This is a genomic window from Mesorhizobium sp. B283B1A, assembly GCF_020165735.1.
Lineage (GTDB): Bacteria > Pseudomonadota > Alphaproteobacteria > Rhizobiales > Rhizobiaceae > Mesorhizobium > Mesorhizobium opportunistum.
The window spans coordinates 132,868-158,079 of sequence record NZ_JAIUIQ010000004.1; the positions used below are offsets into that span (position 1 = coordinate 132,868).

The 25,212-nt window shown below is 61.8% G+C and carries 22 protein-coding genes and 4 pseudogenes; 16 read left to right on the plus strand and 10 right to left on the minus strand.

Features of this window, described 5'->3' with window-relative positions; genetic code table 11:
- Positions 1 to 115: 115 nt before the first annotated feature.
- Together LB577_RS04515 and LB577_RS04520 are read right to left on the minus strand one after the other, a co-directional pair.
- Positions 116 to 607: a hypothetical protein gene (locus LB577_RS04515; protein ID WP_224685711.1), complete on the minus strand. Its 492-nt coding sequence runs from the start codon at positions 605 to 607 to the stop codon at positions 116 to 118.
- 61 nt (positions 608 to 668) lie between these two features.
- Positions 669 to 1,759 (minus strand): annotated as a pseudogene (locus LB577_RS04520) (NADH:flavin oxidoreductase).
- Positions 1,760 to 1,904: 145 nt separating this feature from the next.
- On the opposite strand from LB577_RS04520, the gene LB577_RS04525 reads away from it, so the two are divergent.
- Entirely contained in the window at positions 1,905 to 2,801 is an 897-nt protein-coding gene (locus tag LB577_RS04525; protein WP_224685713.1) for a LysR family transcriptional regulator, read from the plus strand.
- Between the two features lie 54 nt (positions 2,802 to 2,855).
- Here LB577_RS04525 and LB577_RS04530 read toward each other — a convergent pair.
- Positions 2,856 to 3,110 (minus strand): annotated as a pseudogene (locus LB577_RS04530) (TetR/AcrR family transcriptional regulator); the annotation flags it as partial.
- A gap of 472 nt (positions 3,111 to 3,582) precedes the next feature.
- On the opposite strand from LB577_RS04530, the pseudogene LB577_RS04535 reads away from it, so the two are divergent.
- The 3 genes and pseudogenes from LB577_RS04535 to LB577_RS04545 form a co-directional block, all read left to right on the plus strand.
- Positions 3,583 to 3,854: pseudogene (locus tag LB577_RS04535) on the plus strand (LysR family transcriptional regulator); the annotation flags it as partial.
- 1,110 nt (positions 3,855 to 4,964) lie between these two features.
- Positions 4,965 to 6,494: an FAD-binding oxidoreductase gene (locus LB577_RS04540; protein WP_224685714.1), complete on the plus strand. Its 1,530-nt coding sequence runs from the start codon at positions 4,965 to 4,967 to the stop codon at positions 6,492 to 6,494.
- A 417-nt stretch (positions 6,495 to 6,911) separates the two neighbouring features.
- Positions 6,912 to 8,030: a Gfo/Idh/MocA family protein gene (locus LB577_RS04545; RefSeq protein ID WP_224685715.1), complete on the plus strand. Its 1,119-nt coding sequence runs from the start codon at positions 6,912 to 6,914 to the stop codon at positions 8,028 to 8,030.
- A gap of 182 nt (positions 8,031 to 8,212) precedes the next feature.
- Here the strand turns inward: LB577_RS04545 and LB577_RS04550 are convergent, their stop codons facing one another.
- The 4 genes from LB577_RS04550 to LB577_RS04565 all read right to left on the minus strand — a co-directional run bounded on the left by LB577_RS04550 (position 8,213) and on the right by LB577_RS04565 (position 10,416).
- The gene (locus LB577_RS04550) at positions 8,213 to 8,926 is read right to left on the minus strand and encodes a TetR/AcrR family transcriptional regulator (protein WP_224685716.1); all 714 of its coding nucleotides are present in this window, start codon (positions 8,924 to 8,926) and stop codon (positions 8,213 to 8,215) included.
- A 258-nt stretch (positions 8,927 to 9,184) separates the two neighbouring features.
- Positions 9,185 to 9,598, minus strand: a complete 414-nt coding sequence (locus LB577_RS04555) for an MAPEG family protein (protein ID WP_224685717.1) — start codon at positions 9,596 to 9,598, stop codon at positions 9,185 to 9,187.
- A 21-nt stretch (positions 9,599 to 9,619) separates the two neighbouring features.
- On the minus strand, positions 9,620 to 10,102 hold the full coding sequence (locus tag LB577_RS04560) for an SRPBCC family protein (RefSeq protein WP_224685718.1): 483 nt from the start codon (positions 10,100 to 10,102) through the stop codon (positions 9,620 to 9,622).
- On the minus strand, positions 10,099 to 10,416 hold the full coding sequence (locus LB577_RS04565) for an ArsR/SmtB family transcription factor (protein WP_181180447.1): 318 nt from the start codon (positions 10,414 to 10,416) through the stop codon (positions 10,099 to 10,101). The genes LB577_RS04560 and LB577_RS04565 overlap by 4 nt, the downstream gene beginning before the upstream one ends.
- Before the next feature lie 248 nt (positions 10,417 to 10,664).
- On the opposite strand from LB577_RS04565, the gene LB577_RS04570 reads away from it, so the two are divergent.
- The 5 genes from LB577_RS04570 (at position 10,665) to LB577_RS04590 (ending at position 14,604) form a co-directional block, all read left to right on the plus strand.
- Positions 10,665 to 11,330, plus strand: coding sequence for a carboxymuconolactone decarboxylase family protein (locus LB577_RS04570; RefSeq protein WP_224685719.1), 666 nt, complete (start codon positions 10,665 to 10,667; stop codon positions 11,328 to 11,330).
- Positions 11,331 to 11,361: 31 nt separating this feature from the next.
- Entirely contained in the window at positions 11,362 to 11,805 is a 444-nt protein-coding gene (locus LB577_RS04575; RefSeq protein WP_224685720.1) for a DUF3224 domain-containing protein, read from the plus strand.
- A gap of 134 nt (positions 11,806 to 11,939) precedes the next feature.
- Positions 11,940 to 12,680 carry a DUF4336 domain-containing protein gene (locus LB577_RS04580; protein ID WP_224685721.1) on the plus strand — a complete coding sequence of 247 codons (741 nt, stop codon included), beginning with the start codon at positions 11,940 to 11,942 and terminating at the stop codon, positions 12,678 to 12,680.
- A gap of 355 nt (positions 12,681 to 13,035) precedes the next feature.
- Complete coding sequence (locus tag LB577_RS04585; protein WP_224685722.1) at positions 13,036 to 13,968, plus strand: NAD-dependent epimerase/dehydratase family protein; 933 nt, start codon at positions 13,036 to 13,038, stop codon at positions 13,966 to 13,968.
- Between the two features lie 99 nt (positions 13,969 to 14,067).
- Entirely contained in the window at positions 14,068 to 14,604 is a 537-nt protein-coding gene (locus LB577_RS04590; RefSeq protein ID WP_224685723.1) for a hypothetical protein, read from the plus strand.
- A 322-nt stretch (positions 14,605 to 14,926) separates the two neighbouring features.
- Here the strand turns inward: LB577_RS04590 and LB577_RS33420 are convergent, their stop codons facing one another.
- Positions 14,927 to 15,346: a peptidoglycan-binding domain-containing protein gene (locus LB577_RS33420; protein ID WP_224685724.1), complete on the minus strand. Its 420-nt coding sequence runs from the start codon at positions 15,344 to 15,346 to the stop codon at positions 14,927 to 14,929.
- Between the two features lie 676 nt (positions 15,347 to 16,022).
- Entirely contained in the window at positions 16,023 to 16,919 is an 897-nt protein-coding gene (locus LB577_RS04600) for a LysR family transcriptional regulator (RefSeq protein WP_224685725.1), read from the minus strand.
- 186 nt (positions 16,920 to 17,105) lie between these two features.
- Here LB577_RS04600 and LB577_RS04605 point away from each other — a divergent pair, with 186 nt between their 5' ends.
- From LB577_RS04605 to LB577_RS04625, 5 genes and pseudogenes are all read left to right on the plus strand, one after another.
- Positions 17,106 to 18,389: a serine hydrolase domain-containing protein gene (locus LB577_RS04605; RefSeq protein WP_224685726.1), complete on the plus strand. Its 1,284-nt coding sequence runs from the start codon at positions 17,106 to 17,108 to the stop codon at positions 18,387 to 18,389.
- Positions 18,390 to 18,422: 33 nt separating this feature from the next.
- A complete protein-coding gene (locus LB577_RS04610; RefSeq protein ID WP_224685727.1) occupies positions 18,423 to 19,301 on the plus strand; it encodes an NmrA family NAD(P)-binding protein in 879 nt (292 codons plus the stop codon).
- Positions 19,302 to 19,584: 283 nt separating this feature from the next.
- Positions 19,585 to 19,695: a hypothetical protein gene (locus tag LB577_RS04615; RefSeq protein ID WP_224685814.1), complete on the plus strand. Its 111-nt coding sequence runs from the start codon at positions 19,585 to 19,587 to the stop codon at positions 19,693 to 19,695.
- Between the two features lie 226 nt (positions 19,696 to 19,921).
- The gene (locus LB577_RS04620) at positions 19,922 to 20,830 is read left to right on the plus strand and encodes a tyrosine-type recombinase/integrase (RefSeq protein WP_224685728.1); all 909 of its coding nucleotides are present in this window, start codon (positions 19,922 to 19,924) and stop codon (positions 20,828 to 20,830) included.
- A gap of 2 nt (positions 20,831 to 20,832) precedes the next feature.
- Positions 20,833 to 22,024: pseudogene (locus LB577_RS04625) on the plus strand (IS91 family transposase).
- A gap of 473 nt (positions 22,025 to 22,497) precedes the next feature.
- On the opposite strand, the gene LB577_RS04630 reads toward LB577_RS04625, so the two are convergent.
- Positions 22,498 to 23,391 (minus strand): LysR family transcriptional regulator, encoded by an 894-nt coding sequence (locus tag LB577_RS04630; protein ID WP_224685729.1) that lies wholly within the window; start codon positions 23,389 to 23,391, stop codon positions 22,498 to 22,500.
- 150 nt (positions 23,392 to 23,541) lie between these two features.
- On the opposite strand from LB577_RS04630, the gene LB577_RS04635 reads away from it, so the two are divergent.
- Positions 23,542 to 24,732, plus strand: a complete 1,191-nt coding sequence (locus LB577_RS04635) for an MFS transporter (RefSeq protein ID WP_224685730.1) — start codon at positions 23,542 to 23,544, stop codon at positions 24,730 to 24,732.
- Positions 24,729 to 25,199, plus strand: coding sequence for a cyclophilin-like fold protein (locus tag LB577_RS04640; protein WP_224685731.1), 471 nt, complete (start codon positions 24,729 to 24,731; stop codon positions 25,197 to 25,199). Before LB577_RS04635 ends, LB577_RS04640 begins: the two co-directional genes overlap by 4 nt.
- The last annotated feature ends 13 nt before the right edge of the window (positions 25,200 to 25,212 follow it).

Consider the following 25,212-nt stretch of genomic DNA (forward strand, 5'->3'; position numbering starts at 1 on the left):
AACGCCGGAGGAAACGGGCGCGCGGCCCGCCCATGGGCTCGACCATATCGCGGGTCTGCAGGCGCTGCGCGCGCCTGAAATGGCGCGCGCCTGTTCCTCCTGAGGATCTCGAAACCTATTTCTTCCAAGACCTCGATTTGATCAGAACCCCGAAGATCATCAAATGCGAAACGACCACCAGCGGCGCGTAGAACGTATAGATGTACCAGAGCGTCGCCAGGTTGAAGCTCGGGACGTTCAACTGCAAGACACCACGCACGCCGTTCAGCAGGTCAATGAACCCCCATGTGTTGGTGATCCAGACGAGAGGAGTAGCGCCGCGCCAGTTGCCCCGCAAGGCAAAGATGGACGTGAGCGCCAGCGCCGCCTCCAAGAGATCGCCGTAGGCCACACTGGACGTGAACTCGCGGGGCAGCTTCGGATCGACCATGCCCGCGACGAGCAAGGTCATCCCCACATAGCGGAAGACATGAACCCAGAGCAGCGGAACGAGAGCGGCATTGCGCGGCAGCTTGGCCAGTGACGGCCACACGTACCATGTTGCGATGATACCGAAGACGACGCAGCTCACCAAAAGCTGCAGCCAGAATATTGCGACGTTATCCATTTCTAACGTTTCCCATCTATGTTGTCGGAGATTCTCGAGCGAAATGTCCTCACATCGCCAGCTAAGCGTCCTTGATGTTGGCAACAGGTCCGAGAATCGTGTGGTCGAAGTGGTTCAGTACCCCTTGATCGGACCAGCGCTTTGGCAGGTCGGGATTGGCCAGCGCTCCACGGGCGACGGCGACGATATCGGCGCCGTCGTCCAGCGCGGCCACCGCATGCTCGATATCGTGCAGACTGCCATTGGCAATGTCGCGGCCTTGGGCGCATAGCGCCGGGCGAGTTGCATCAATGATGAACCACCCGGGCCGAAGGCCGGCTTCCACGCCTCGAACTCGGTCACATGGATGAAGTCGGCACCAGCATCGGCGAGGCTGCCGAAGATGATTTCCGCATCGCGCTCCGCATCGGCCCATTTGTGATGATAGTCGTTCACCTTGCCCTGCGAGACGCGGATACCCAGCGGAACCTTGGCGCCGACCAACGTCCGTACCGCCTTGACCGTTTCGAGGATCAAGCGCAGGCGGTTCTGCGTGGAGCCGCCCCAGCGATCGGTTCTGGTGTTGGTGTAGTCGGTCGCGAACTGGTCGAGAAGATAGCCATTGGCGCCATGGATCTCGACCGCATCGAAGCCGGCGATCTCGATGGCGCGCTTTGCCGACCCGGCAAAGCCGTGGATGGCGTCGGCGATCTGCGCCTCTGTCATCGCGCGGGGCAGAGCGTAGGCGCCCCTGCCATGGTAGAACGTCATCTGTTCGCCCTTCGGCTGAACCGCAGACGGCCCGACCGTGGTGTCTCGGAAGCGATTGCCTTGGCTGATTGCGCCGGCATGCATGATCTGGGCGATGGCGAACGCACCTTGCGCCTTGATGCCGCGGACGACCGGCTTCCATGCGTTGGCCTGTGCGTCGTCCGTCATGCCGGGCTGATGGACATAACCCTGCGAGAATGCCTGATCGGTGTAGATGCCTTCGGTGATGATCGCCCCGAAGCCGCCACGGGCGAAGCGCTCGTAATAGCGGGTCATCGTTTCGGTGGCCCGGCCGTCCTCGGTTGCCGAGATGCGCGTCATCGGTGCGACAGAGAGGCGGTTCTTCACCCAATGGCCGTTTATAACGATTGGCGCGAAAAGCGCGCGGGTATCGATATCCATCGTCTAGATCTCCAAAACCATTAAATGGGGCGTTGTCAGCATGGAAGCCAACGAACATTTGCTTGCTGTGGTCAGATCTATCTGTTGCCGGTGGAGCGCAGAAGATGGGATGGACGATAAGCACTATATCGCCTAGCGTTAGAATATGGACCTTGCAGATGTGGCTCTATTTCGCATCATCGCGTCGGTGGGCAGCCTGTCCGCCGCAGCGCGACAGATGGGGGCGACGTCGATGCAGGTCAGCCGCAGGTTGGCAGGGCTCGAGGCCGAGCTGGGCACGCGCCTTTTCCACCGCACGACACGATCGCTATCCCTGACACCCGAGGGGGAGGCCTTTTTGCCGCACGCCGTCGCCCTCATAGACGCGCGCGATTCTGCGCTCGACGCGGTCGCGTCCGGAGGCTCCGGCCTCTCGGGTGTGTTGAAGATTACGGCGCCGAACGTCATCGGCCATTCAGTCGTGGTCCCCGTCGTCGCCCGCTTGATCGCTGACAACCCCGGGCTCCGCGTCGATCTTACTCTGAGCGACAGTTTCGTTGATATCGCGACGGCGGGGCTGGATGTAGCCGTTCGCGTGGCAGAGATGACGCCGTCTGACATGATCGCGACACGGGTAGCCGACAATCCCTTCATCCTGATCGCATCGCCGGGTTATATCGCGCGCTTCGGGCAACCCGTCACGGCGGAAGACCTTGTGAGCCACCCCTGTATCAAACTTCATGCGATGAACACATGGCCATTCACGCGGGGCGGTGAGTTGCACCGGGTTCGGATCACTGGCCCCTTTTCGGCCAGCACCGTCGACGCGGTGCGCGCTGCCTGCATCGCGGGCGTGGGCATCGCCATGCTGACCTATTGGGATGTGCACGAGCAGGTCGCGCGCGGAGAATTGCAGCGCATCGTCCTCACTGATGTCGAACCGCGCGAGGTCGGGATATGGACCGTTTTCCCGACCCGCACGCACATGCCCGCCCGGGTGCGGGCGTTCATCGACGCGTTGCGAGATCGCTGTTTGCTGCCGCTGATGCAGGGCCGCCCATGAGGCGCAAAACCGGGCCACCCCACGGATGAGAGGCGGGGGCGAGGCGGGTGACGTCTACGCCGCGAAGCTCTCAATGTGGCTGAGCGCCATGTCTAACGCCAATTCCAACGGCTGCGAGTTGCGCGCCGTCTTTGACAGCAGAATACCGCCCTGGATCGCGGCCAATACCGCCACGGAGATTGCTTTCGGATTGGCGCCGGGCTTGATCTGTCCTCGTTCCCTCATGCGGCATAGGCCTTTCTCGATGACCAAGCCCCAGGCTGCAAAGCTCTGGTCAAGCTGGTGTCGAGCCTCGTCGGAATGGGTGGCGAGTTCATTGGCGAGCTAGCCCAGCGGACATCCTCCGACACCGCGGGCTCGGTTCGCGGTGATGATCGCGTCGCACCACAGACGCAAAGCCTCGAAAAGCATTGTTCCGTTCAAGATGGGGCATCGCCAAGGTCGAAGCGGTGGTTACCGCGACCGGGGCCTACGACATGCAGGCTCCGCAGCGGGGACATTTTCTGGAGACAACAGGGTTTGTGCTCGCGCCGGATGGAACGATCGTCAACGCGGTTTACTCGAGCCGCGCGACTGGTCGCCTTGTTCCGGGCGATTGATCCGGCTTGTCACCTTCATGAGGTCTTTGGCGAAACAACGAAGGCAATGTGTTGCTGCTGTCTGGCGTCACCGGGAGGAACTATCACCGTTGTGCTGGCGATTTCCTCCCAATGATCCGGTTTCTCCTTCTACCGGAATCTCCTGCCTAAGCCTTGCCTCCTGACCGAGCCGGGATCCGAGGGTGTCGTCCGGCGAGCTGGCAAACCTGACCTACTGGTCGTCGTAGACGTCGCGATCCGCGTCGTCTACGACCGCAAGACTCTTCCGCTCAATCTTCACGGGCTGAAGGGACCGGAGCTGTTCGGCGGCGTCTACATCTCCCGCGAACGGTTGGCCGCATGGCGTGCGGGTGTGACAGACCCCAACCGGTGCATCGTTATAAGCGTCCATGGCATCCCGGAGTGGGCCAGCGAGGGTGAGGTTCGCCCAAGCCATCCAGCCTTTGCGCCGACGTTGTGGTCGATACGCACTGTTGATCCTGGCTTCGACGGCAGGCTCAGTGGGCTAGATGGACGAATGACAGCTTCTGGGAGAGACCGGTCTGATTCGGAACGGCCGGGATTGAGGCGCAAAGCCGCCGTTCGCCAGAAATGGAGATCTGTGTCCAGTCGAAACCGCCTATTCGCACGTCGTTGCCGCCGATCACCGCACTCATCACTCGCAGATCTTTCAGAGTAAGATCATCTGCACCACGTGTTGCTGGTGTTAACAAGCAGGAGAATTTAACTCCCGAATGAGGATGAGCGTTTGCCCTTACGCCGCACCATCAGGTGGTGTAGCTCGGCGGTTACGGAGCCGCTCGCGAGCGGGCCGTAAGTAGCGCTGTGACGAGGGAGCGGCGTGTCGGTGGTCATCGGCAGGGTTTGGTTGTTGACGCCAACCCATTTCGGAAGGACCACCGATGACCGACGGCATAGCTAAGCTTCAGGATGCGCAGCTCGCGGTGTACTCGAACGGAACGATGAATGGGCCGTGCAACGCGCCAGATACATGATCCTGGAAACGTTCAGCCAAATGAGCGCTGATCCTCTCATCAGCCTGCCGGCCGTGGCGCGCTGATCAGCCCGGCCCATGCCGGACAGCACTGCGACCAATGCAACCAGCTAGACCACGCCACGGGACACGATCCTCGTTAAAAATACAGAGTGGCCCACCGCATGCGTTCGCACACGGTCCTCGTTTCACGGATGCATAGGTACTGCAACGAAATAGCCACTGGCAGCCGAACCGACCTGCTCGCATGCGCCGAAAACAGGGACCCGGCCGTGGCTCCCACCAGACGACCCTCCCTTGCGACACTGGCGAGTTCTCGCCAACGGAGCCGCTAGGATTCCGGAAGGAGCGGCGTAGGCCGGTGAAGAGGTTTTTCAGTTCGGTTGACGCTGCGCCGGAACACTCTCATTAAAAGGACTTCGGACACCGCAGGAACAAATGCTGCGCGGCTGAGTTTTACAGACTGATGGTCTGTCATACAGACCCGCGGCTTTTTCGCAGCCGCCGGAACCTCTTCAGGCCCCTACCGCGCCCCCGCTCGCCTCCAAGCGACAGACTGGAGACCGCCCCATGCCGCACCTCGTCCCCCGCCCCGCCGACCCCGTTCCGCAACTCCTGACGCACTTGCGCGGCGCGCTTGGCGACGGTGCGGTGCTGGATGATCCTGTGAGCCGCGCCTTCTATGCCGATGACATCTTCTGGCAGCCGGGCGTGCTGCCGGACGCCATCGTCTGTCCGGCCACGCCCGGCGAGGCGGTCGAGGCGATCCGGCTCGTCTGCGACGCGGGCTTGGCCGTGATCCCGCGCGGTGGCGGCACGTCCTACACGAAGGGCTGCCTCCCGGCCACGACCAGGTCGATCGTCGTGGAGGCCACCCGGCTGACCCGGATCATCGAGGTGAACCTCTCCGACGCCTACATCACTGTTGAGGCGGGTTGCACTTGGGCCGACATTGAGGCCGCGCTCAAGGGGTCCGGCTGGCGGGCGGCTTTCTGGGGACCTCTCTCCGGAAGCCGGGCGACTGTCGGCGGGACCCTGGCCCAAAACGGGGCGTTCTACGGCTCGGCAGCTCACGGGTCGGCAGGCGATAGCATCCTCGGCCTCACCGTCGTGCTGCCGGACGGCGAGCAGGTGACCACCGGCTCCGCTGCCCACCGCGGAGCCGCGCCCTTCACGCGCGATGGCGGCCCCGACATGACCGGCCTCTTCGTGGGCGACAACGGCGCGCTGGGCTTCAAGGTCGCCGCGACGCTACGGCTCGCACCCCGGCCGCAGCACGGGCGCGGGCTGTCGTTCGGCTTCGCGTCGGTGGCCGCGGGCGTGCGCGCCCAGGCGGCCCTTGCAAGCGTGGCGGGCATCTCCGAGATCTTTGGGATCGACAGCGCGAAGATCGAGCAGTCAGCCTCCTTCGGGGGCATTGCCGGGGCCGCCCCGGCCCTGCAGGACCAGGCGTTCTGCCTGCATCTCTCCGTCGAGACGGGCTCGGCGGACGAGCTTGAGGCCACCATGGCCGCCGTTCGCACCGCGGCCGGCCGAGAGGGGGTCGAAATTGACCCGGCCGTGGCCAACGGCCTGCGCGCCCATCCCTTCGGCCTGCTGCGCGGGATCCTCGGTCGAAACGGAGAGCGCTGGGTGCCGGTGCACGGGCTCTTTCCGATCTCGCAGGCTCTCGATATCTGCCAGGCCAGCCAGGCCTTCCTCGCCGCGCACGCCGCCCTCATGCAGTCTCACGGGATTCGTCATTCGCTGATGACCATGACGGTCGGCCACGCCTTCTTCCTGGAGCCGTCCTTTTACTGGCTGGACGAGATCACCCCACTGCATGTGCGCACCCTGGGCGACGACGTGGTCGCGCCCTGGCGGGGCCGCCCGGCCGACCTTGCCGCCCGCGAGGCGGTGGTCAGCCTGCGGCGTGGCGTGCAGAAGCTCTTCGCCGGTCGCGGCGGCGTCAGTTGGCAGGTGGCGCGCGACTATCCCTTCCGTGAGGTAATGGACCCTAAGGCCTACCGCCTGCTAAGCCGCCTCAAAGCGGCCATCGATCCGCAGGGATTGATGAACCCGGGCGCTCTGGGTCTCGGCGGGTCGGACGCAAGCCACTGAGTGGCGGTGGCGCCCACTGGTGAGCTGGCGATCCAAATGTGGCGTTGAAGACGCTATCCGGCGAGGCCCGGCCGCAGTGGGGGTGAACCCTCGAAGCCCGAAATGGTTGCTCCTGTTCAACCCGGTGAAGTCTTCCACGCCGGCTCGCGTGCCGCACGTGCCTCTTGAAGTACAAACCGATGGTCCATATAACAGACTGATGGTCTTTCCGATGCCGATTGCCGCCCTAACTGAGCGCGGCTGTTCCAGCCTTTTCGCGCTTGGAAAGGCAACTGCAAAACAGGTAGCCGCGTCTTCAAAGATCCGCGCAAGAGTAAATATGATCATCCCGCGCCGCGCCGGACGGAACCCAAGGAGCGGAGACTTTGTGTTCACTGAAAGCGGTCGGCGATAGGATACGAAGGAGAACAGCACACTATGTCGAAACGGCGCTTCGGGGTGGGGATTGTTGGTATTGAGCCGGGCAGGAGTTGGGCGGCGCGAAGCCACATTCCTGCGTTACGCGCGCTGTCGGAGACCTTCGAGATCGTCGGCGTCGCCAACACCAGCAAAGCAAGCGCGGAGGCTGCCGCCGCAGCGACTGGGCTGCCGCGGGCATTTGCCGACGTTGCCGAACTGGTCGCGGCCCCGGAGGTCGACATCGTCACCGTTGCGGTGAAGGTCCCGCCTCACCTGGACATAGTGAAGACCGCAATTGTGGCGGGCAAGCACGTCTATTGCGAATGGACGCTTGGAAAAAGCCTGGCCGAAGCCAGGGAAATGGCGGCGCTCGCGCTAGCAAGAGGCGTACGGGGTGTGATCGGAACTCAGGCGCGGGTCGCTCCGGAGGTCGAATATTTGCGGGAGCTGATCACAGGGGGGTACGTCGGAGACCTGCTATCGACCACGTTCGTGGGACGGGGCGGCGCTTTGGGGGGTGGTGGCAGCATCCCCGACAAGAAGACGTGGGCATATCTGCTGGACCGCTCCAATGGGGCTACCTTGCTCACGATTCCGGTGGGCCACACTCTGGCCGTTCTGCGGGACGTGTTCGGTGACTTCGCAGAAGTTTCTTCGGTCTTGGCTGTCCGGCGGCCTTCGGCGCTCGCCCTCGATACGGGCGAACTACTCCCAGTCACGGCCCCGGACCAAGTGCTAATCAGCGGTACATTCGCCTCCGGCGTTCCCATCTCTCTCCACTATCGTGGCGGCGAAGGGCGGGGCGGGGACGGCCTGTTCTGGGAGATCCATGGCACGCAAGGCGATATCCGTGTGTTGGGTCCGTCGGGCCACACACAAATGGTTCAGCTTTCCCTTGAGGGCGCGCGCGGCGAGGAAAGGGCGTTCCGACCGCTGGAGGTTCCCTCATCATACCGCGCCGGCTGGCCCAAGGATGTGGAATCGAGGAACGTAGCGCGCCTCTATGCCAGGATGGGCCGTGATCTGCGAGAAGGTACCTGCTCAGCGCCAAGTTTCGAAGACGCGGTAGCGGTGCACCAGATCATCGAAGCGATCGAGACCGCGGCCGAAGGTGGATGTCGGGTCAGGCTCATCTGAAACGTCCGAGGGAAGGAAAGACGTCTCAATGAAGGCTTGTCGATACGCAACGCCATCGCTTCGTCAAAGACGAAAACCGCCGCGGTGTTGCGCCGCGGCGCTGGGTCGGCTGCTGCTCGTGGCCTAGCTCGCGCAAGCTGTCAGGTGGCGAGGTTTCCATCGGCGAGTTAGAAGCGGCACAGCTATGCCTTGCGCGCTCGTCCGACAGGGTTCAGCGCTTTGATGAATTTGCGCGCGAAATCTGGGGGACCGAATGTGAGGGTCCGTTTCAGACCGAGTGCGTCCGAAATCACCTTTGCGTGGAACTCGATCCTTTTCTCCAGGGCAGACGCCGCCGCGTCTCTCTCACGCGAAGTGCGAGCGGTCGCGCCCTGCTCCACCAGATACTTCGCCGCCATCTGTACCTGGAGAATCAAATCACCAGCGCCTTCCGGATCGTCCGTTTTGAACGAGCCAGCTTTGACGCCTTCCCAGACCAACTGCGTGAGAATCGGGCGCATCCGCTTTGCCCATGCGGCTTCAATTCGATGATAAAGGTCTCTGCTCTCCGGTCGAAGCAGTGACACGAACACGCTCCGGCTGAACTCGACGGACCGGAGCCGATCCTCCCTGCTGGCTGTCAAAAGCTGCTCAAGCCGCCTTTTCGGGTCCACATCCTTGGCGGCAATGATCGGCGCGAGCACCTCATAGGTTTTCTCGGTTATCCTGTCGAAGAGAGCTTCCAACAAGGCCTCCTTCGAGGCGAAGTGGTGGTAAAGCATGCCCTTGGAAAGCCCAGCCCCGTCGATGATATCGTTCAAGCTAACATTGTCGTAGCCACGCTCGATGAACATCGCGAACGCTGCATCAAGGATTTCCGCGCGCCGAATCTCCGGGTGCTTAATTACGCGCGGCATTCGAATTCCGTCTGTGTTCGACCATCCCTGCCGCTTCTTGTTGTCGTCATTCCATTCCCGTCGAAGCGGTGACAGACCGATATTCAATTAAATAGACCGACGGTCTATTCCTCAGCACTATATGGGCATTTGTTCGTGACCGCAACGCGCTCACGAGTTTGAGGTGCGCGACCAGGGACACGGAGCCCGCGCCCATAGCCGATACCGGGTGCGGCCCTGTGCTTCAATGCTTGGTGTTGAAGCGGTCGGGCGCGTCCGTCAGCGAATCACCGCACAGCCGGTCACGACGATGAGGACAGCCGTAACGAGGGCTCCCGAGACATAAAGGATTGTCCTGATGCTGCCGCCCTTGGCGGCGTTGCCGCCGCGAATGTAGATTCCACAGTGAACCAGTCGGATCGCCAGATGCAGCCCAACGAGAACCGCCAACGCGGCTGGTGCGACGCCGACCATCATCGCCAGCAGGGCCGGGACGACAAAAGGCGCCAACGCCTCCACCGAATTCATGTGAACGCGGTCGATCCTGTAGAGCAGGTTATCATCGTCAGCAGGGACTATCGGGCCTGAAAGCACGCCCCGGCGACCCTTGGAAAAGCCCGAGTAGACCGCAAGCGCGACCGACAGTAGGCACAGTGCGAGCACCCCGATGATGCTGAGCCAATAAGCGGCCATTCTTTCCTCCGTCGCTACAGCTTACCCATCAGTCAACAGGTCGCGAAAACGCTGGAGGTAAAGTGGCCAGCCCTGATCACTGCCGACGCCGTTGCGCACATTTTTCCATCCTTCGCCGTGCCTCTCGAATTTCCGGTGCTCGAGATCGATCCGGGTCCGGTTGTCCGTCTCCGCCGTGAACCGGACTTCCCACTCGCTGGCCCGCTCGGGATCGGTTTCGATCTGCCATTGCGGATTGATGTCCCAACTCAGAAGCACACGGTTGGGCGGCTCGTAGGCCAGCACCCTCGCCCAATGGCACTCGCTGCCGTCAACGCCCCGGTCATACACGTGACCGCCAACTCGAGGCTCGAAGACGGTCTCGGCGAGCGGGACCGCCAGCAGATTGTGCTCGCGGGGTTTGAACCGCCCGAAGTCCTCGGTGAAGACCTTGAAGGCACGAGCGATCGGAGCCTCCACGACGACGGAATGCCTCACCGGCGGGAGTGCTTGATTTGTGTTCATTCCTGCCCCTTCGATGATTGTTCAACGGTCACTTTGTAGGCCGCCAGGGTCTTGATCCAGAAGCGGTCGACTTCGGCGCGCAAGCTAGCCAGCCCTTCCGGATCGACGCGGTAGATGCGTTGCTTGCCCAACCGCGTGTTGGCCACAAGCCCAGCATCCCTAAGCACCTTAAGGTGCTGAGAGACCGCTGGCCGGGTGACGGGAAGTACACGAGCCAATTCGCCAACGGAACACGGGTGCTCGACCAGCAGTTCGAAGATCGTGCGCCGGGTTGGGTCACCGAGCGCCGTCCAGCTATTCGCGTTAGTCTCCACTAACGCGAACCTACATAAAACTGTTCTCACTGTCAATTTGGTTCGGTGGAAAGGGATCTCCTCGTGCCGCCTCGGCAATCGGCACGCTTCGATTCAGTAGGATTTTGACAGATATGTGGTGGCCTGGGATGAGCAACTTAGCCTGAGCCCTCTGGTGCCAAACACCGTCGCATTTCTTTTTTCGGAACAATTAGACCATCAGTCGGTTTATCAGACTAACGGTTTAAGCGATAGCCCCGGAGGCGCCTATGGAACTGTTGTCGGAAGATCGAGTTGCACGTTTGGATCCAGTCTTCGGCTCCATGGGTCTCGAAGCCGGGCGCGCGATATGGTCAGACTCCAAGCTGAGGCCGCGAGAAAAGTGTATCTTGCTGATCGCGTCCGATGTTCGGATTCCCGAACTGGGCCTCCCGTTCGAGCTGCATATCGTGATGGCACTGGAACGAGCGCATATGTCCGTTGAAGAGCTAAGAGAAGCTCTTCGACACATCGCCCCGTATGCGGGCTTGAACATCACTTCGATGGCCTTTGAGCGGATGATCGATATCGCTCACAAATCGGGTTTCGACACCCGAAGTGATGCCGCGAGACACCAGGCAGGCAGTAAAGCTGCCCCGTACCGCGAGACGGACTTGGCAAGTCTACGGTCGGCAAATCCGGGTCTGGCTGGTACCGTTTCGCGCATATCAGCTGAGCTGTGGGACCGCGATATACTGGGTCATCGGGAACGTGCGCTTGCAATGCTGGCAATCGACGTGGTGGGGGGAACTTTGGGTTCGCCCTTTGCGGCGCACGTCGCAATTGCGCGAGAGGCCGGTCTCAGCGATGAGGAGTTGGGCGGGATGATTGAGATCCTCTCCGAGTTCTCTCTTCCACGCGCGTGGCAGGCGGCCGAAGCACTCAGACAAGTGTGAATCCCGGTGTCCACAATCAGAGGACTTGACAATGCTGCAAGCAAAGACCTCCGACCACAAGACGATCCAGAGTGACGTCGAGGTGATCAAATATGATCGCAACGTGATTGATCAGACGTCCTCCAGTGAGCTGGCAATCGTCGAGACATTGCTCGAAGAGAAGTTTTCGGGCGGACTGGAGGCGGTCGGAACAGCAAAACATGTCCGCCTCGAACGAAGGGACGGCTCCGGGACCCTGATTTGTTATGAGCGCATCGACGGAGCCGTTGATGACCGCAGAGGATCATTTCTGCTGGAGGCATCAGGCCGCATGGACGCGAACGGGTATGTCCATGGCAGGTGGGAGATTATTGCCCACTCGGGGACAGGCGATTTGGAAGGCATTCAAGGCTACGCCGCCTTCATGGCGAAGCGCGATGGACGATCCAGGAGCGGCTGGTCGGCCCAGACAACGCTGACCTACTGGTTTGAATAGTCACGGGCATGCGCATTGGCTTGGCAAAACTGTTCGTCATTGGCGCCGCGGTCGAGAGCTGACAATGCCGATGCGGTTTTGCAAGACCACGGGCCTGTTACGTCGACTGACCATCTAGTTCCCTGGAGTGCTCGATGAGCTTGGGATATCGCCTCTATGAGCCGCTGTTCGTTTTGAAGCCGATCGTTCGAGATGTCTGGATCGCGGACGGTGGTGAAATCCGGATGCGCCTCGGCCCGCTACGCATGCCATTTCCTACAAGAATGATCGTCGTTCGATTGCCGGATGGCGGACTGTGGCTTCATTCACCGATCGCTTTGCAACCAAAGCTGGTCGCGCAGATTGGAGAACTGGGGCCCGTAACGGACATCGTGGCGCCCAGCAATCTTCACTATACTTGGACGTCGATCTGGTCACATGCGTTCGGCAACGCCCGCCTCTGGACCGCACCCGGAATGACCCAGCAAGTTTTGGCGCGACTGCCGGCTCACCGACGGCTGTCGGACGACGCCCCACCTCACGAATGGCAAGGAGCGTTCAAGCAACAGCGGATATCAGGCGGGCCGGTCACAGAAGTGGATTTTTTCCACGAGCCGAGCCGCATATTGATGCTGACCGACGCAATCGAAAATCTCGATCTCAAGCGTTTTAAGTCGATCTTCTATCGCCTGGTGACCTGGGCGGCGGGTTCCAATGATCCCGATGGGATGCTGCCATGGGAACTGCGGAGACATTTCAGGGCAAATCGACAGCATAACCGCGTTGCGATCGATCGTATGATCGCTTGGAGACCAGACCGAATTCTGCTCGCCCATGGGCGTTGTTACGAACGGGATGGCTGGCAGGAGCTCAAGCGAGCGTTCCGCTGGCTTTAGGAGGTCGGAGGAAAGCTATGGCGACCGGGTCCATATGCGCTGAAGTTCCAACGCTGGTGCGCTAGAGGGCGCGACAACAAGCCCCCGAGGCCGACTAGAGGTAAATGAGAAACTCGCATGTGATCATCCTCATCAGCTTCAGTTGCGGTTGTGCAAGTTGGGCCGAGAGTCATGAAAAAATCCGTCCGGAGCCCGCTCAACAGCAGCCTCAGCATTGAAATAGACCGATGGTCTGCTAAATGGACTGACGGTCTTTCGAGTGTCCCAGCTTGCGGAGACATTGACCTACGTTCTGCCCTAAACCGAGGACACTCGCCCGGAGGAAGTCGCTTCTGGTTGTAACATGGAGCTTGACATGCGAATTGCGGTGACCGGAGCTACGGGAGTGATCGGCCGGCGAACTGTTCCGCTGCTGCTTGCCGCGGGCCATCAGGTCACCGCGGTGGTGAGGAGGGAACCGGGTCGTTTGCATGCCTTGCCGGCAGAAGCGCAAACGGTAAAGGCGAGTTTATTCGACCGTGATCAACTGATGGCTGCTTTTACTGGACACGAAGCTGTCATCAATCTCGCGACGCACATTCCAAGCTCCATGTTTTCAGCATTGTTCCGGTCGGCATGGCAAGAGAACGACCGCATTCGAAGCGTTGGCTCACGCACCGTTGCGAACGCTGCCGCCGCGGTCGGTGTCAAAACTTTGATCCAGGAGTCGGTCGGCCTTGCTTATCCATCATCGGGCGCAGAATGGATAGACGAGTCCACTGCTCTCAGGCCCCCTAAGAACGCCAAGAGCGTGCTTGATGCCGAAGCCTCGGTTGCGGACTTCGCGGCTCGAAAAGGCCGAGGCGTCGCGTTGCGTTTTGCCGCATTCTATGGCCCGGATGCCAACCAGACGAAGATAATGGCGCGTTCGGTTCGAATGGGCTGGGCGCCACTTCCTGGCGCTCGCAATAGCTACATTTCATCGGTCTCGCATGATGATGCCGCCACAGCTGTCGTTGCGTCCCTAGATGCACCTTCAGGAGCCTACAATGTGTCGGACGATCGACCCGTCACACGGGAAGAGTTTTTTGCGGTGATTGCAAAGACATTGCACGTGCGGCCTCCGCGCATGCTTCCTGCGTGGACAGCAAAGCTGATGGGTGTCGTCGGAGACGCCCTGATCCGATCGACAAGAACAAGCAACGCTAAGCTAAAGTCTGTCACCAACTGGTCGCCGGCTGCCACAAGCGTTGCAGAGGGATTACCCGCCGCGATCGAGGCGGCAATTGCTGACGAGAAGCAAGTATGAAGGCCTTGCCATTTTGCTCGGCAACGGCCCGTTGCGCTGAAAGCTTCGACTCCGGGCGCTGACTGGATCCTGGTGAGAGCACGAATTTGGAGACCGGCGATGAACCAGACAGATGCCGAAGTACTCATCCTGACCATCAATGCCATGAGCGCTGGAACGTTGGTTTTCATCGCTCGTGTTCTTCAACCGATCATGGACCAAATGCGCCCGCCAAGCTTCAAGAGTTTCCTGACCAGCTTGGTCCGAAATGCCATGATGGAACCAATTCTCGTCACCGTCGGCACGCTGCCGATCATCGCCGCAGTGCCCTACTTCTATTTTTTTGGCCTGAGCCATGGCTGGTTTGTGGCAGGTTTGGTCGCTTGGTTTGTCGGTTCAGCGGCATCCAAGATCATCAACCAGCCGATCTATAATTGGGTGGGCAACCCGAAGAATATCGATGCCGCAGAGCTCCTGCAACAACGAGTGCGGCTGGCAAGGGGCAACAATCTGCGTGCCCTGATCAACGTGATTTCAGTCCTGATGATGGCTGCCCAGTTTGGCCTAGTCGAGGCTGTCATCACCGTCGTGGCAGCTGCCGTTGGCTCGATACCGCTGGTCTTGCTTGGAAGGCGCTACGTGCTCGGAAAGGGCTGACGGTGCGGACCAATCAATTAGCGTCCAGCACAAGTTATCGGAACTTATGAAGGGTTCTTTCGACGGTTGATCTGTATTCGACTATCGGAACCAATAACCCCATCAAATCCGAATCAACTGCTCAACCGGTAATGCTGCTTCTGTAACTCGGCGATAGTCGGCGAAATCAGATGGCCCTTGGCCGTCCCCAGCAGTGCGTCGGCTTATGAGCGGCGGCAAAGTTTGACCAGACGTCCAGGTTTGGGCGCAAAGCTGACGCCGAGCCGGCGGTCGATTAGACTAGCTAAGGGAAAATCGAACAGCACGGTAGTTCCGCAGCGCATCAAGTAAAAGGCGGCGCCTGGTGGACATCACCACCAGCTTGCCTGGCTTCCCCGTAACTTGTCTGTGGAGTTGTCTTCGTCGGAACACCAGGCTGCTCCAAAGGCGACAGGTGCTCATCCGTGCCTATGGGCGTTAACGGGCCACGCGTCACCTGGGGTTGCGGAAAAAGTGCGGCTGACGTCGCTTCGTTCAAAGTACCGGTCTGAGGAAGATTGCTCGCTTTCTGGAAAGCCTTGAGTGCACTGATGGACCGACGTCCCCAAATCCCGTCAGCGGTCCCGAGATCGTACCCATGTTCAGCAAGTGCCTGTTGAACCTGCCGCGCAGAATATCGGGATTTCTGTGCAATTGCGGTGTCTGAAACGCTTAGCACTGTCGCCAAGGCGACAGCCACCGTCAAATGAAATGGCAGCCTCATCCCGTTTGCCCCGCCCTTCGGTCCTGAGCATAGCTGGGATGAGTTCTTTTGAGAACTCGCCCAGAAGTATTTCCAGTTCGAGCGGGAGCGGACGTTTAGTGGCGTATTTGACTGCCGTCTTTTACTGACCGTCAAAGCGAACCTTGCTCAAGCAATCACTTGCGATGACGGCCCCCTTGTGGCCGCTTTCGGACGGTCTGGTTTCGTGCGCCGAGGATCAGTTTCCTGCCGTTAAGCGATAGGTGTCTTCAACCACCGCTTCCGACGCTGCCGAGACGCCTAACGCCGGATCGACCCAAAAGCCTATTTATTCAAGTTGCTGCGGGCTGCAAGGCAACAGCGGCGCAGCTTTTCAATGATGACGCGCCGTTGTCTTACGAAAAGCTCACACCCTGTCCAAAACAAGAGGCAATTGCCTGGGCGCAAATGTCCCCCGCGTTCCAAGGCGGTCGCCGAGTTGCTCGACCATGTGCCCGTCGTCAAAGCTGTAGCATGCGTCACCCGCCGCCAGGCGATGATATCCAGCGGCTGAGTCGCTGATTGCATCGGCCGCTCGATGCATGGCGTGACCGGCTCCCCGTCGGCTCATATGACCGATATGCAACACCATCATGCGAGACGGCAAGCATTTCTGCCGGCGGACAGCCAGGGCCGTGCGCGGCAAGAATGCCCCGCGCTACGCCGCGATCCCTTGAACAAAATCCAGAAAAGCCCGCACTTTTGCCGGCGGCATGTGGCGTGACGGATGATAGGCGTAAAGCGGAAACTGCTCGTCGGACCATTCCGCCAGGATCGTCGTGAGCGCCCCGCTTTCAAGCCACTCGTCGAGGCCGATGGCAAGGCTCTGGAATATGCCTTGCCCCGCGAGACCGGCCGCGACGGCGGCAGAGGGATCGTCCATGACCAACCGCCCCGACGCCTTGATCTCGATGGCCCCGTTATCCCCTCGGAATTCCCAGGTGAACGGCCGCCCGGTCTGTGGGTCGCGAAATAGGATGCAATCGTGGTGCATCAGGTCGTGGGGCGTGGCTGGAATGCCGTGACGGTCGAGATAGCTTGGGGCGGCACAGGTCAGGACTGGTACGTCCAGCAGTTTGCGAGCGATCAGCGAGGATTCGTCCGGCGGACCGAAGCGCACGGCGACATCCGCGCCGCTCATCATCTCTCCGCGATAGTTGCTGGTGGTCAGATCGAGTGACAGTGCGGGGTAGCGTGCCAGGAATTCACCGATCCTCGGCGCCAGCACCGTTCGCGCGAACCAGGGATCGATCGAAACCCTGAGCCGTCCGCCGACGAATGCCGCCGAACCGGCGGCTTCGGAGGCCGCCTCCTCGAGTCCGGCCAGCAGCGGCATTATCCGGGCATGGAAGCGCGCGCCCTCCTCCGTCAGCGTGACCTCGCGCGGATTGCGGTCGAACAACCTGACACCGACGCGTTGTTCGAGCCTCGCCACCGCACGGCTGACCCCCGATGGCGTGAGACCGAGAACATCCGCGGCCCGCACGAAATTGCCCGCTTCCATCACCGCCCCGAAAATGCCGACCCCGGTCAACAACCGCGTGTCGAAACTCATGCCCTCTCTCCTTTGCAGGTCGGTGGTCTCAACCGTCCCATCATCATGATTTTGAGTCATCTTATCTTTGATTTTATTGCGCGTGAATCATCGCATCGCTTCCCATAGATGATTTTTGAGCGCCCGGACGGCGCAGCGGCACACCGGACCGCGGAAGTCTCCGGCCTTGCGAGAAGGAATTCATCCATGAATGCGATCTCACGCAGAAGCCTGTTGGCACGTGGCGGCCTTTTGCTGGCGGCGGGCGCCGCCGCCGTGAACACGCCGGTCCACGCACTGGCGGCCAAACCGCAAGCGCGGTCCGGCAACTTCAAGTCCATCGACATGGCCATGGAACAGGCGGTGCGGGACGGTACTGTCGCCGGCGTGGTTGCCACCGCGGCAGGACCAGACAGCATTATCTACGAAGGAACCTTCGGAAAGGCCAATACCGTCACCGGAGCAACGATGCGCCCCGATACGGTATTCTGGCTGTTGTCCATGACGAAGGCCTTCACCGCTACGGCCTGCATGCAGCTAATCGAGCAGGGCAGGATCGATGCCGAGGACGATGCGGCGAAATATCTGCCACAACTCGCCAATCCGATGGTGTTGGAGGGTTTCGATGGCGACGGCCAGCCGCGCCTGCGTCCGGCCAAGCGGGCCATCAAGGTGCGTCACCTGCTCACACACACCTCCGGCTATACCTATTCGATCTGGAGCGATGCACTAACCCGCTACGAGAACGTCACCGGCATGCCGGACATCGCCACGTGCAAGAACGGCGCCTTCCTGGCCCCGCTCGAATTTGACCCCGGCGAACACTGGCAATACGGCATCAGCATGGACTGGGTCGGAAAGCTGGTGGAAGCGGTCAGCGACCAGTCACTGGAAGTGTATTTCCGCGAGAACATCTTCGCCCCGCTCGGCATGACCGATTCAGGCTTCCTGATCGGAAGCAAGCAGAAGGCCAGGGTCGCCACCTTCCATAACCGACGCGAAGACGGCGGCCTGACGCCCGCGCCCTTCGAAATGCCCCAACGGCCGGAATTCTTCATGGGCGGCGGCGGCGGCTTCAGTACGCCGCGCGACTACATGGCCTTCCTGCGGATGCTGCTGAACGGAGGCACTCATAAAGGCGTACGGGTGCTGAAGCCGGAAACGGTCGCGTCGATGATGCGCAACCAGATCGGCGACCTCGACGTCCTTGCCATGAGGACCGCCCAGCCTGCCTATTCGCAGAGCTTCGACCAGTTTCCCGGCGAGCCCCACAAGTGGGGATACTCGTTCGACATCAACACGCTGCCCGGTCCGAATGGTCGGTCGGCAGGCAGCATTTCCTGGGCCGGCCTGCTCAACTGCTATTTCTGGCTCGACCCGGTCAGGAAGGTCACCGGCGCCATCTTCACCCAGCTTCTGCCCTTCTACGACCAGAAGGTCGTGAAGCTCTACGGCACATTCGAGCGCGGCCTCTACGACAGCCTCGCCTGATCAACTCCCGACCTCAACACCAGGAGACATATCATGTATGCGATTACAGGAATTACTGGCAAGGTCGGCGGCGCGCTGGCGAAAGCCCTGATCGATGCCGGAGAACCGGTCCGCGCGGTGCTGCGCGACCCCGCCAAGGCGGAAATCTGGCGCAAGAGAGGTTGCGAAATCGCCTTTGCCGAGATGGAGGAGGCCGCGCAGCTTGCTGCCGCCTTCAAGGGCGCCACTGGCGTGTTCATCCTGCCGCCGTCGGAATTCGACCCGGCGCCCGGCTATCCGGAAGCGGCGAAGCAGAATGAGGTGCTGACGACCGCTCTCCTTGCTGCCCGCCCGGAAAGGGTCGTCTGCCTCTCCACCATCGGCGCCGACGCGGAAGTGGACAATCTGTTGAGCCAGCGGACGATGCTGGAAGAAGCCCTCGGCGAGCTCGATCTTCCGGTCACCTTCCTGCGGCCCGGCTGGTTCATGGAAAATGCAGCCTGGGACGTCGCGTCGGCCCGCGACGAAGGCGTGCTGCACAGCTTTCTTCAGCCTGCCGACAAAACCTTCGCCATGGTGGCGACGCAGGATATCGGCCGGCTTGCCTCAGATCTGATCCGAGAGCAATGGATCGGCAAGCGGGTCGTAGAACTGGAAGGTCCCGCACGGGTCTCGCCCAACGATCTCGCCAATGCCTTCGCGTCGGCACTCGGGCATCCGGTGCGGGTGGAGATCGTCCCGCGGGAATGCTGGGAGGGCCTGTTCCGTGCCCAAGGTACGCGTAACCCACAGCCGCGCATGCGCATGCTCGACGGCTTCAACAAAGGCTGGATCGACTTCAAAACAGCCGGCGAAAACCGTGCCATGGGCACGACATCACTTGAGCAGGTGATCGAAACGCTGGTCCGGCAGGCCGCGAGCGAGACCGCCTGAGCCCGCCGGGAGAACGGGCGGCGGACGGCTTCTGCCTCTGCCGCCGCGTCCCTCGCAACTTGAAAGGAATGATCATGGAGACGGTTGAAACTCAAGGCGTCGCCATCCCACGTCTGGGGCTTGGTACATACCGGATGCCGGGCGATGCCGCCCGATCCGTGGTCGAAAGCGGGCTTGCCCTCGGGTCTCGATACGGCAGCCATGTACGACAACGAAGCCGCCGTCGGGACCGCACTCGCCACTTCCGGCATAAAAACGCGCGGATCTCTTCGTCACCACCAAGATCTGGCACGACAAGCTCGCCCCCGACGCCCTGCGCCGATCGTTCGATGCCAGCCTCGGCAAGCTTCGTCTCGACCATGTTGATCTCTTTCAGTCCATTCGCCGTCGGTGAACATGCGGATGGGCGCGACGGTGGAAGCGATCACCGAACTGAAGGAAAGAAGGGCTGGCCCGCGAGGCGCATTACCGCCGGGCAGCATTGGGCCGCAGAACGAACCCGCTGCGCGGGATGGGCGCTCGCGGTTGAGGTAGAGATCAAGAACCAGTCGTTGCGCCTGCGTTGAGCGGGGTTCGGCAGCGGCAGAGCATCACGGGCTTCTTCAACAAGGAGCCTGACCATGCCCTATCCTGTTCTTGATGCACCTATCAGTCCACTTCGTCAGCGGCTGATCGACGACATGAACATGCGGCGTTTCTCACGGGAGACTCAGCGCAACTATCTCCGCGACATCGGACGCCTGGCGACGTTCCTCGGCCGGTCGCCGGATACAGCGACAACCGACGACCTGCGCCGGTTCCAGATCGAGCAGCAGGACGACGGCCTTCCCGTGCCGACGATGAACAGCATCGTGTCGGCGCTGCGCTTCTTCTTCACGCATACGGTCGATCGCCCCGATCTGGCGCGCAAGCTCGTGCGTCTGGCGCATCCGCGCAAGCTACCGGTGGTGCTGAGCCGCGACGAGGTCGCCCGGCTGCTCAACGCCACCACCTGCCTCAAGCACCAGGCCGCGCTGTCGGTCGCCTATGGCGCAGGCTTGCGCGTGGCGGAGGTCTCGACGCTGAAGGTTGCCGACGTCGACAGCGAGCGCATGCTGCTGCGTGTCGAGCGCGGCAAGGGCGGGCGATATCGGAACGCCATGCTGTCGCAAGATCTGCTCTTGTTGCTACGCCAGTGGTGGAAGGTCGGACGCCAGCAGGGGGTGATGCATCGCGACGGCTGGCTGTTTCCGGGGCAGCATGCGATGAAGCCGATCAGCACCCGCCAGCTCTATCGCGTGGTCGTCGAGGCAGCGCAGGCCGCCGACATCGCCAAGCGGGTCGGGCCGCACACGCTGCGTCACAGCTTCGCCACCCACCTGCTGGAGGACGGCACCGACATCCGGATCATCCAGGTCCTGCTCGGGCACGCCAAGCTGAATAGCACCGCCTTCTACACCAAGGTTGCAACCCGCACGGTGCGCACCGTCACGAGCTCGCTCGACAAGCTTGGCCTGTTCAAGCCGGAAGAGATCTCACCCGACGGCTGAGCGTGCGCGCCTCGGTCGAGGTCGCCGACATCTTCCGTGCCGCCGGGTCCGCCTACCGGGCCGCCCATACCGGGCACCTGAGCCTCGCCCAGCTCAAGGTCATGTCGGCGATCGAGCACTGCCGCACCGCGGCCCTTGGCGGTCACGTCGAGGCCTGCGAGGACTGCGGCCAGTGGCGCATCGCCTACAACTCCTGCCGCAACCGGCACTGTCCGAAGTGCCAGGGTGCCGCCGCGCGGACATGGCTTGCCGGGCGCGAGGCCGACCTGCTGCCGGTCGGCTACTTCCACGTCGTTCACGCTGCCGGCCGAGGTCGCCGACATCGCCTTCCACAACAAGGCGGCGGTCTACGACCTGCTATTCCGTGCGGCATCGGAGACGATGCTGACGATCGCGGCAGATCCGAAGCATCTCGGCGCGCGCATCGGCATCACCGCAGTGCTCCACACCTGGGGCTCGGCGATGACACACCATCCGCACGTGCACATGATCGTGCCGGGCGGTGGCATCTCGCCGGACGGGAAGCGCTGGGTGTCGTCGCGGCCGGCCTTCCTGCTGCCGGTGCGCGTGCTCGGCAAGCTGTTCCGCCGCCTGTTCCTCTCTCGGTTGGTCGCGCTGCACGACGCTGGCCGGCTCGCCTTCTTCGGCGCAATTGCTCATCTCGCGGAACGGCGGGCATTCCTGCGCCACCTGTCACTGGTCCGGAAGAAGCGCTGGGTGATCTACGCCAAGGCGCCCTTCGCCGGCCCGGAAGCGGTGCTCGCCTACCTGTCGCGCTATACCCACCGGGTCGCGATCTCGAACAGCCGCCTCATCCGTTTCGACGAGAGCGGCGTCACCTTCCGCTACAAGGACTATCGTCGCAACGGCGCCGACCGGCAGCAGGTCATGACCCTCGCAACCGACGAGTTCATCCGCCGTTTCCTGCTCCATGTCTTGCCGCGTGGCTTACATCGAATCCGGCACTACGGCTTGCTCGCAAGCGGCTCCCGCAAGGACTGCCTCGCACTCGCCCGCGAGCTGCTCGCGGTCGCGCCTCCCGCCACGAACGATCCTGCCGCGGAACCAGACGACTTCCGGCCGCCATGCCCCTGCTGCGGCGGCCGCATGATCGTCATCGAGGTGTTCGAACGGTGGAGGCAGCCGCGCGGACCGCCGAACGCATCGGGACCGGACCGGGGGAGCTGTCCATGACCCGGCATGGTATGGTCCAGCCTTCAGCCGCAGGCACTCAGCCTCCGGCAACGGATCGATGCGCGTCCATGGAGATCATCGAGGCCGACAGAGCCGAGCTGAGCCGCCCACCGTTCCGACAACACCGCGCGGAGGCGCAACGAAGCGGTCCGTCCGCATCAAACCCGCCGCTTCCCGGCGGCGGTCGCGCCATCGCCGACATCTGCCGAACATCGAAATCCCCATAGCCATCGCCTGTGGCCCGCGGGTTCCTTCCTCGGGGACTTTCGTACGCCTGCCGGCGCCCGAAACTCTTCACGGGAGCGGACTGTCCGGTGTCAGGGTGAAACTGCCTGGAGCAGCCATCGCAACAACCTCAAAATGGCTGGGTGATGATCGTTGCTGTCGCAAGATCTGAACGGTGAAGACCTCCGCGATCTGCGGAGGAACGTCGTCCCCTCACCAAATCAGCGCAAGGCGTGGCTTGGCTGGGGTCAGATGCGATGACGGAGCGCCTCGACGATCACCGCCATCGCAGGCGAGAGCTGCCGCCTGCTCGGGTAATAAAGGTGATAGCCCGCAAATGGCGGGCTCCAGTCGTCAAGCACCAGCCTGAGGCGTCCGCTGGCGATGTGGTGGCTTACGAGATTTTCCGGGACATAGGCGATCCCGCAACCGCGTATCGCAGCCTCGATCATGGGTATGGACGAATTGAAGGTGAGTTGTCCTTCCACCCGCACACGAAGGTCGCGGCCATCCCTGGCGAATTCCCAGGCATACAATCCGCCGAACGTCGTCTGCCGCATGTTTATGCAGTCGTGATCGACCAGATCCTGGGGGGCCGCCGGAACCGGATGGCGGGAAAAGTACTCCGGCGAAGCCACGGCCACGAGCCTCCAGTCCGGACCGATCCGCACTGCGATCATATCCCTGTCGATGCTCTCGCCGAGCCGCACGCCTGCGTCGAAGCGCTCCTCCACAATGTTCCTCATGCCGTTGTCGCTATAGAGCTCGACGCGCACGTCGGGATAGTCGCTGAGCACGGGCTGCAGCTTCGGCCAGACGGTCGTCTGAAGCGCATGGTCGGACAGCGTGATGCGGACCGTTCCGGAGGGTTTGTCGCGAAAGGCCACCAGGCTTGCAAGGTCGGCTTGGATTTCCTCGAAGCGAGGAACAAGGGATTGGAAAAGCCGCTCGCCGGCCTCGGTTGGGGCGACACTCCGCGTGGTGCGCGTCAGCAGACGGACACCAAGGCGAGCTTCCAGATCCTTGATTGTCGAGCTTAGAGTCGATTGCGAGGTCCCGAGTTTGGCCGCCGCCTTGGTGAAGCTGCGCTCCCGGGCGACCGCCACGAACCATAGCAGATCCTTCATGCCATCGCGCTGCATAGGTCACCTCCTCACGGGTATTTATATCATGAATGGATAAGTCCATGCGAATTACTCGGTCTAATAGAATGGGTTCTGCATCGATATATTCCGGCATGGCGACGGGGATGGCGGCTGATCCGCCCCGGTCGACTTGCAAGGATGCCAATTATGGAAACGACCTACGACACAAGGTTCGTCGAAGCCCGCTCCGCATGCGGCCCGGTGCTTTCGATGTCGCTGTGCGTCTTCGTGCTTATCGCGTCGGAATTCATGCCGGTCAGCCTGCTCTCCCCGATCGCGGCCGATCTCGGCATCACCGCCGGCCGCACCGGACAGGCGATATCGATTTCGGGGGCTTTTGCCGTCGTGACCAGCCTGCTTGTCGCCAACCTCACCCGGCGAATTGACCGCCGGCTGGTGGTCACAGGCTTTACGGTTCTCCTCATTGTCTCCGGGCTCGCCGTCACCTTTGCGCCGAATTACACTCTCCTCATGGTTGGCCGCGCGCTGCTCGGCGTCGCGATCGGCGGCTTCTGGTCGATGTCGACCGCCATCGTCATGCGCCTGATGCCGCAAGACAAGGTTCCAAAGGGCCTCGCCATGCTGAACGCCGGCAATGCGATCGCGGCCACGATTGCCGCACCGGTGGGTAGCTTTCTTGGCGCCTATATCGGCTGGCGCGGCGCATTCTTTCTCGTCGTGCCGCTCGGGCTGCTGGCTTTGGTCTGGCAGTGGATCAGCGTGCCGGCGCTGCCCCCGCGCCAAAGGAAACCTCCGGGCAATCCGCTGGGGCTGCTCGGCCGTCTTCCTGTTGCCATCGGCATGGCGTCGATCATGCTGCTGTTCATGGGCCAGTTCGCGCTTTTCACCTATCTGCGCCCCTTCCTCGAGAGCGTTACCCGCCTCGACATCACAGCGCTTTCGGCGATCCTGCTGGCGATGGGGCTGGCAGGTGTGGCCGGCACCTGGTGCATCGGCCGGCTTTTGCGCACACGCCTGTTCAGCATTCTCATCGTCATCCCGCTGGTCATGGCCGCGTTGGCGATAGCGCTCATCGCCCTCGGCGCGTCGCCGATCCCTACAGCGCTGCTGCTCATTGCCTGGGGCTTCTTCGGCACCGCCGCGCCCGTTGGCTGGGGCACGTGGCTCAGCCGCACGTTGCCGGACGACGCGGAGGCCGGCGGCGGGCTGCAGGTCGCCGTCATCCAGCTCGCCATCACCGGCGGCGCCGCGATCGGCGGCACGCTCTTCGATACGGTCGGCTGGTGGGGAGCGTTCACTTTTGGCTCGGTGTTGCTCTGCGGATCAGGATTCGCCGCCTTCGCCGCATCGCATATGGCCCGGAGATCCTCGCAATGATCATCGAGCATGCGACGCTCAGCCGCCGGACATTGCTCGGCGCCGCGCTCGCGGTGGCGGTCTTGCCGCGCGCAGCCGCCAGCCAAGAGGGCAAGGCCCCAGCCAGCCAGGAGCCCACCGACATGAAGATAAGGATGACTTTCAACGACCGCACCATGACCGCCACGCTCTACGACAATCCGTCGGCGCGCGATTTCTTCTCCATGCTGCCGCTGGACCTCAAGATCGAGGACTACGCGCATAACGAGAAGATCGCCTATCTGCCGCGCAAGCTGACGGAAGAGGGACGCGGTCCGTTCGCCAACGAGCAGCCCCATGACCTCTGCTACTTCATGCCCTGGGGCAACCTGGCGATGTTCTACGAGGACTACCGCCATCCAGGGCTGATCAGGCTCGGCCGCTTCGACGGGGGCGAGCAGGCCCTGCATGTGCGCGGCGAGTTCCCGCTTCACATCGAACGCATCTGAGGACGCAAAGGAG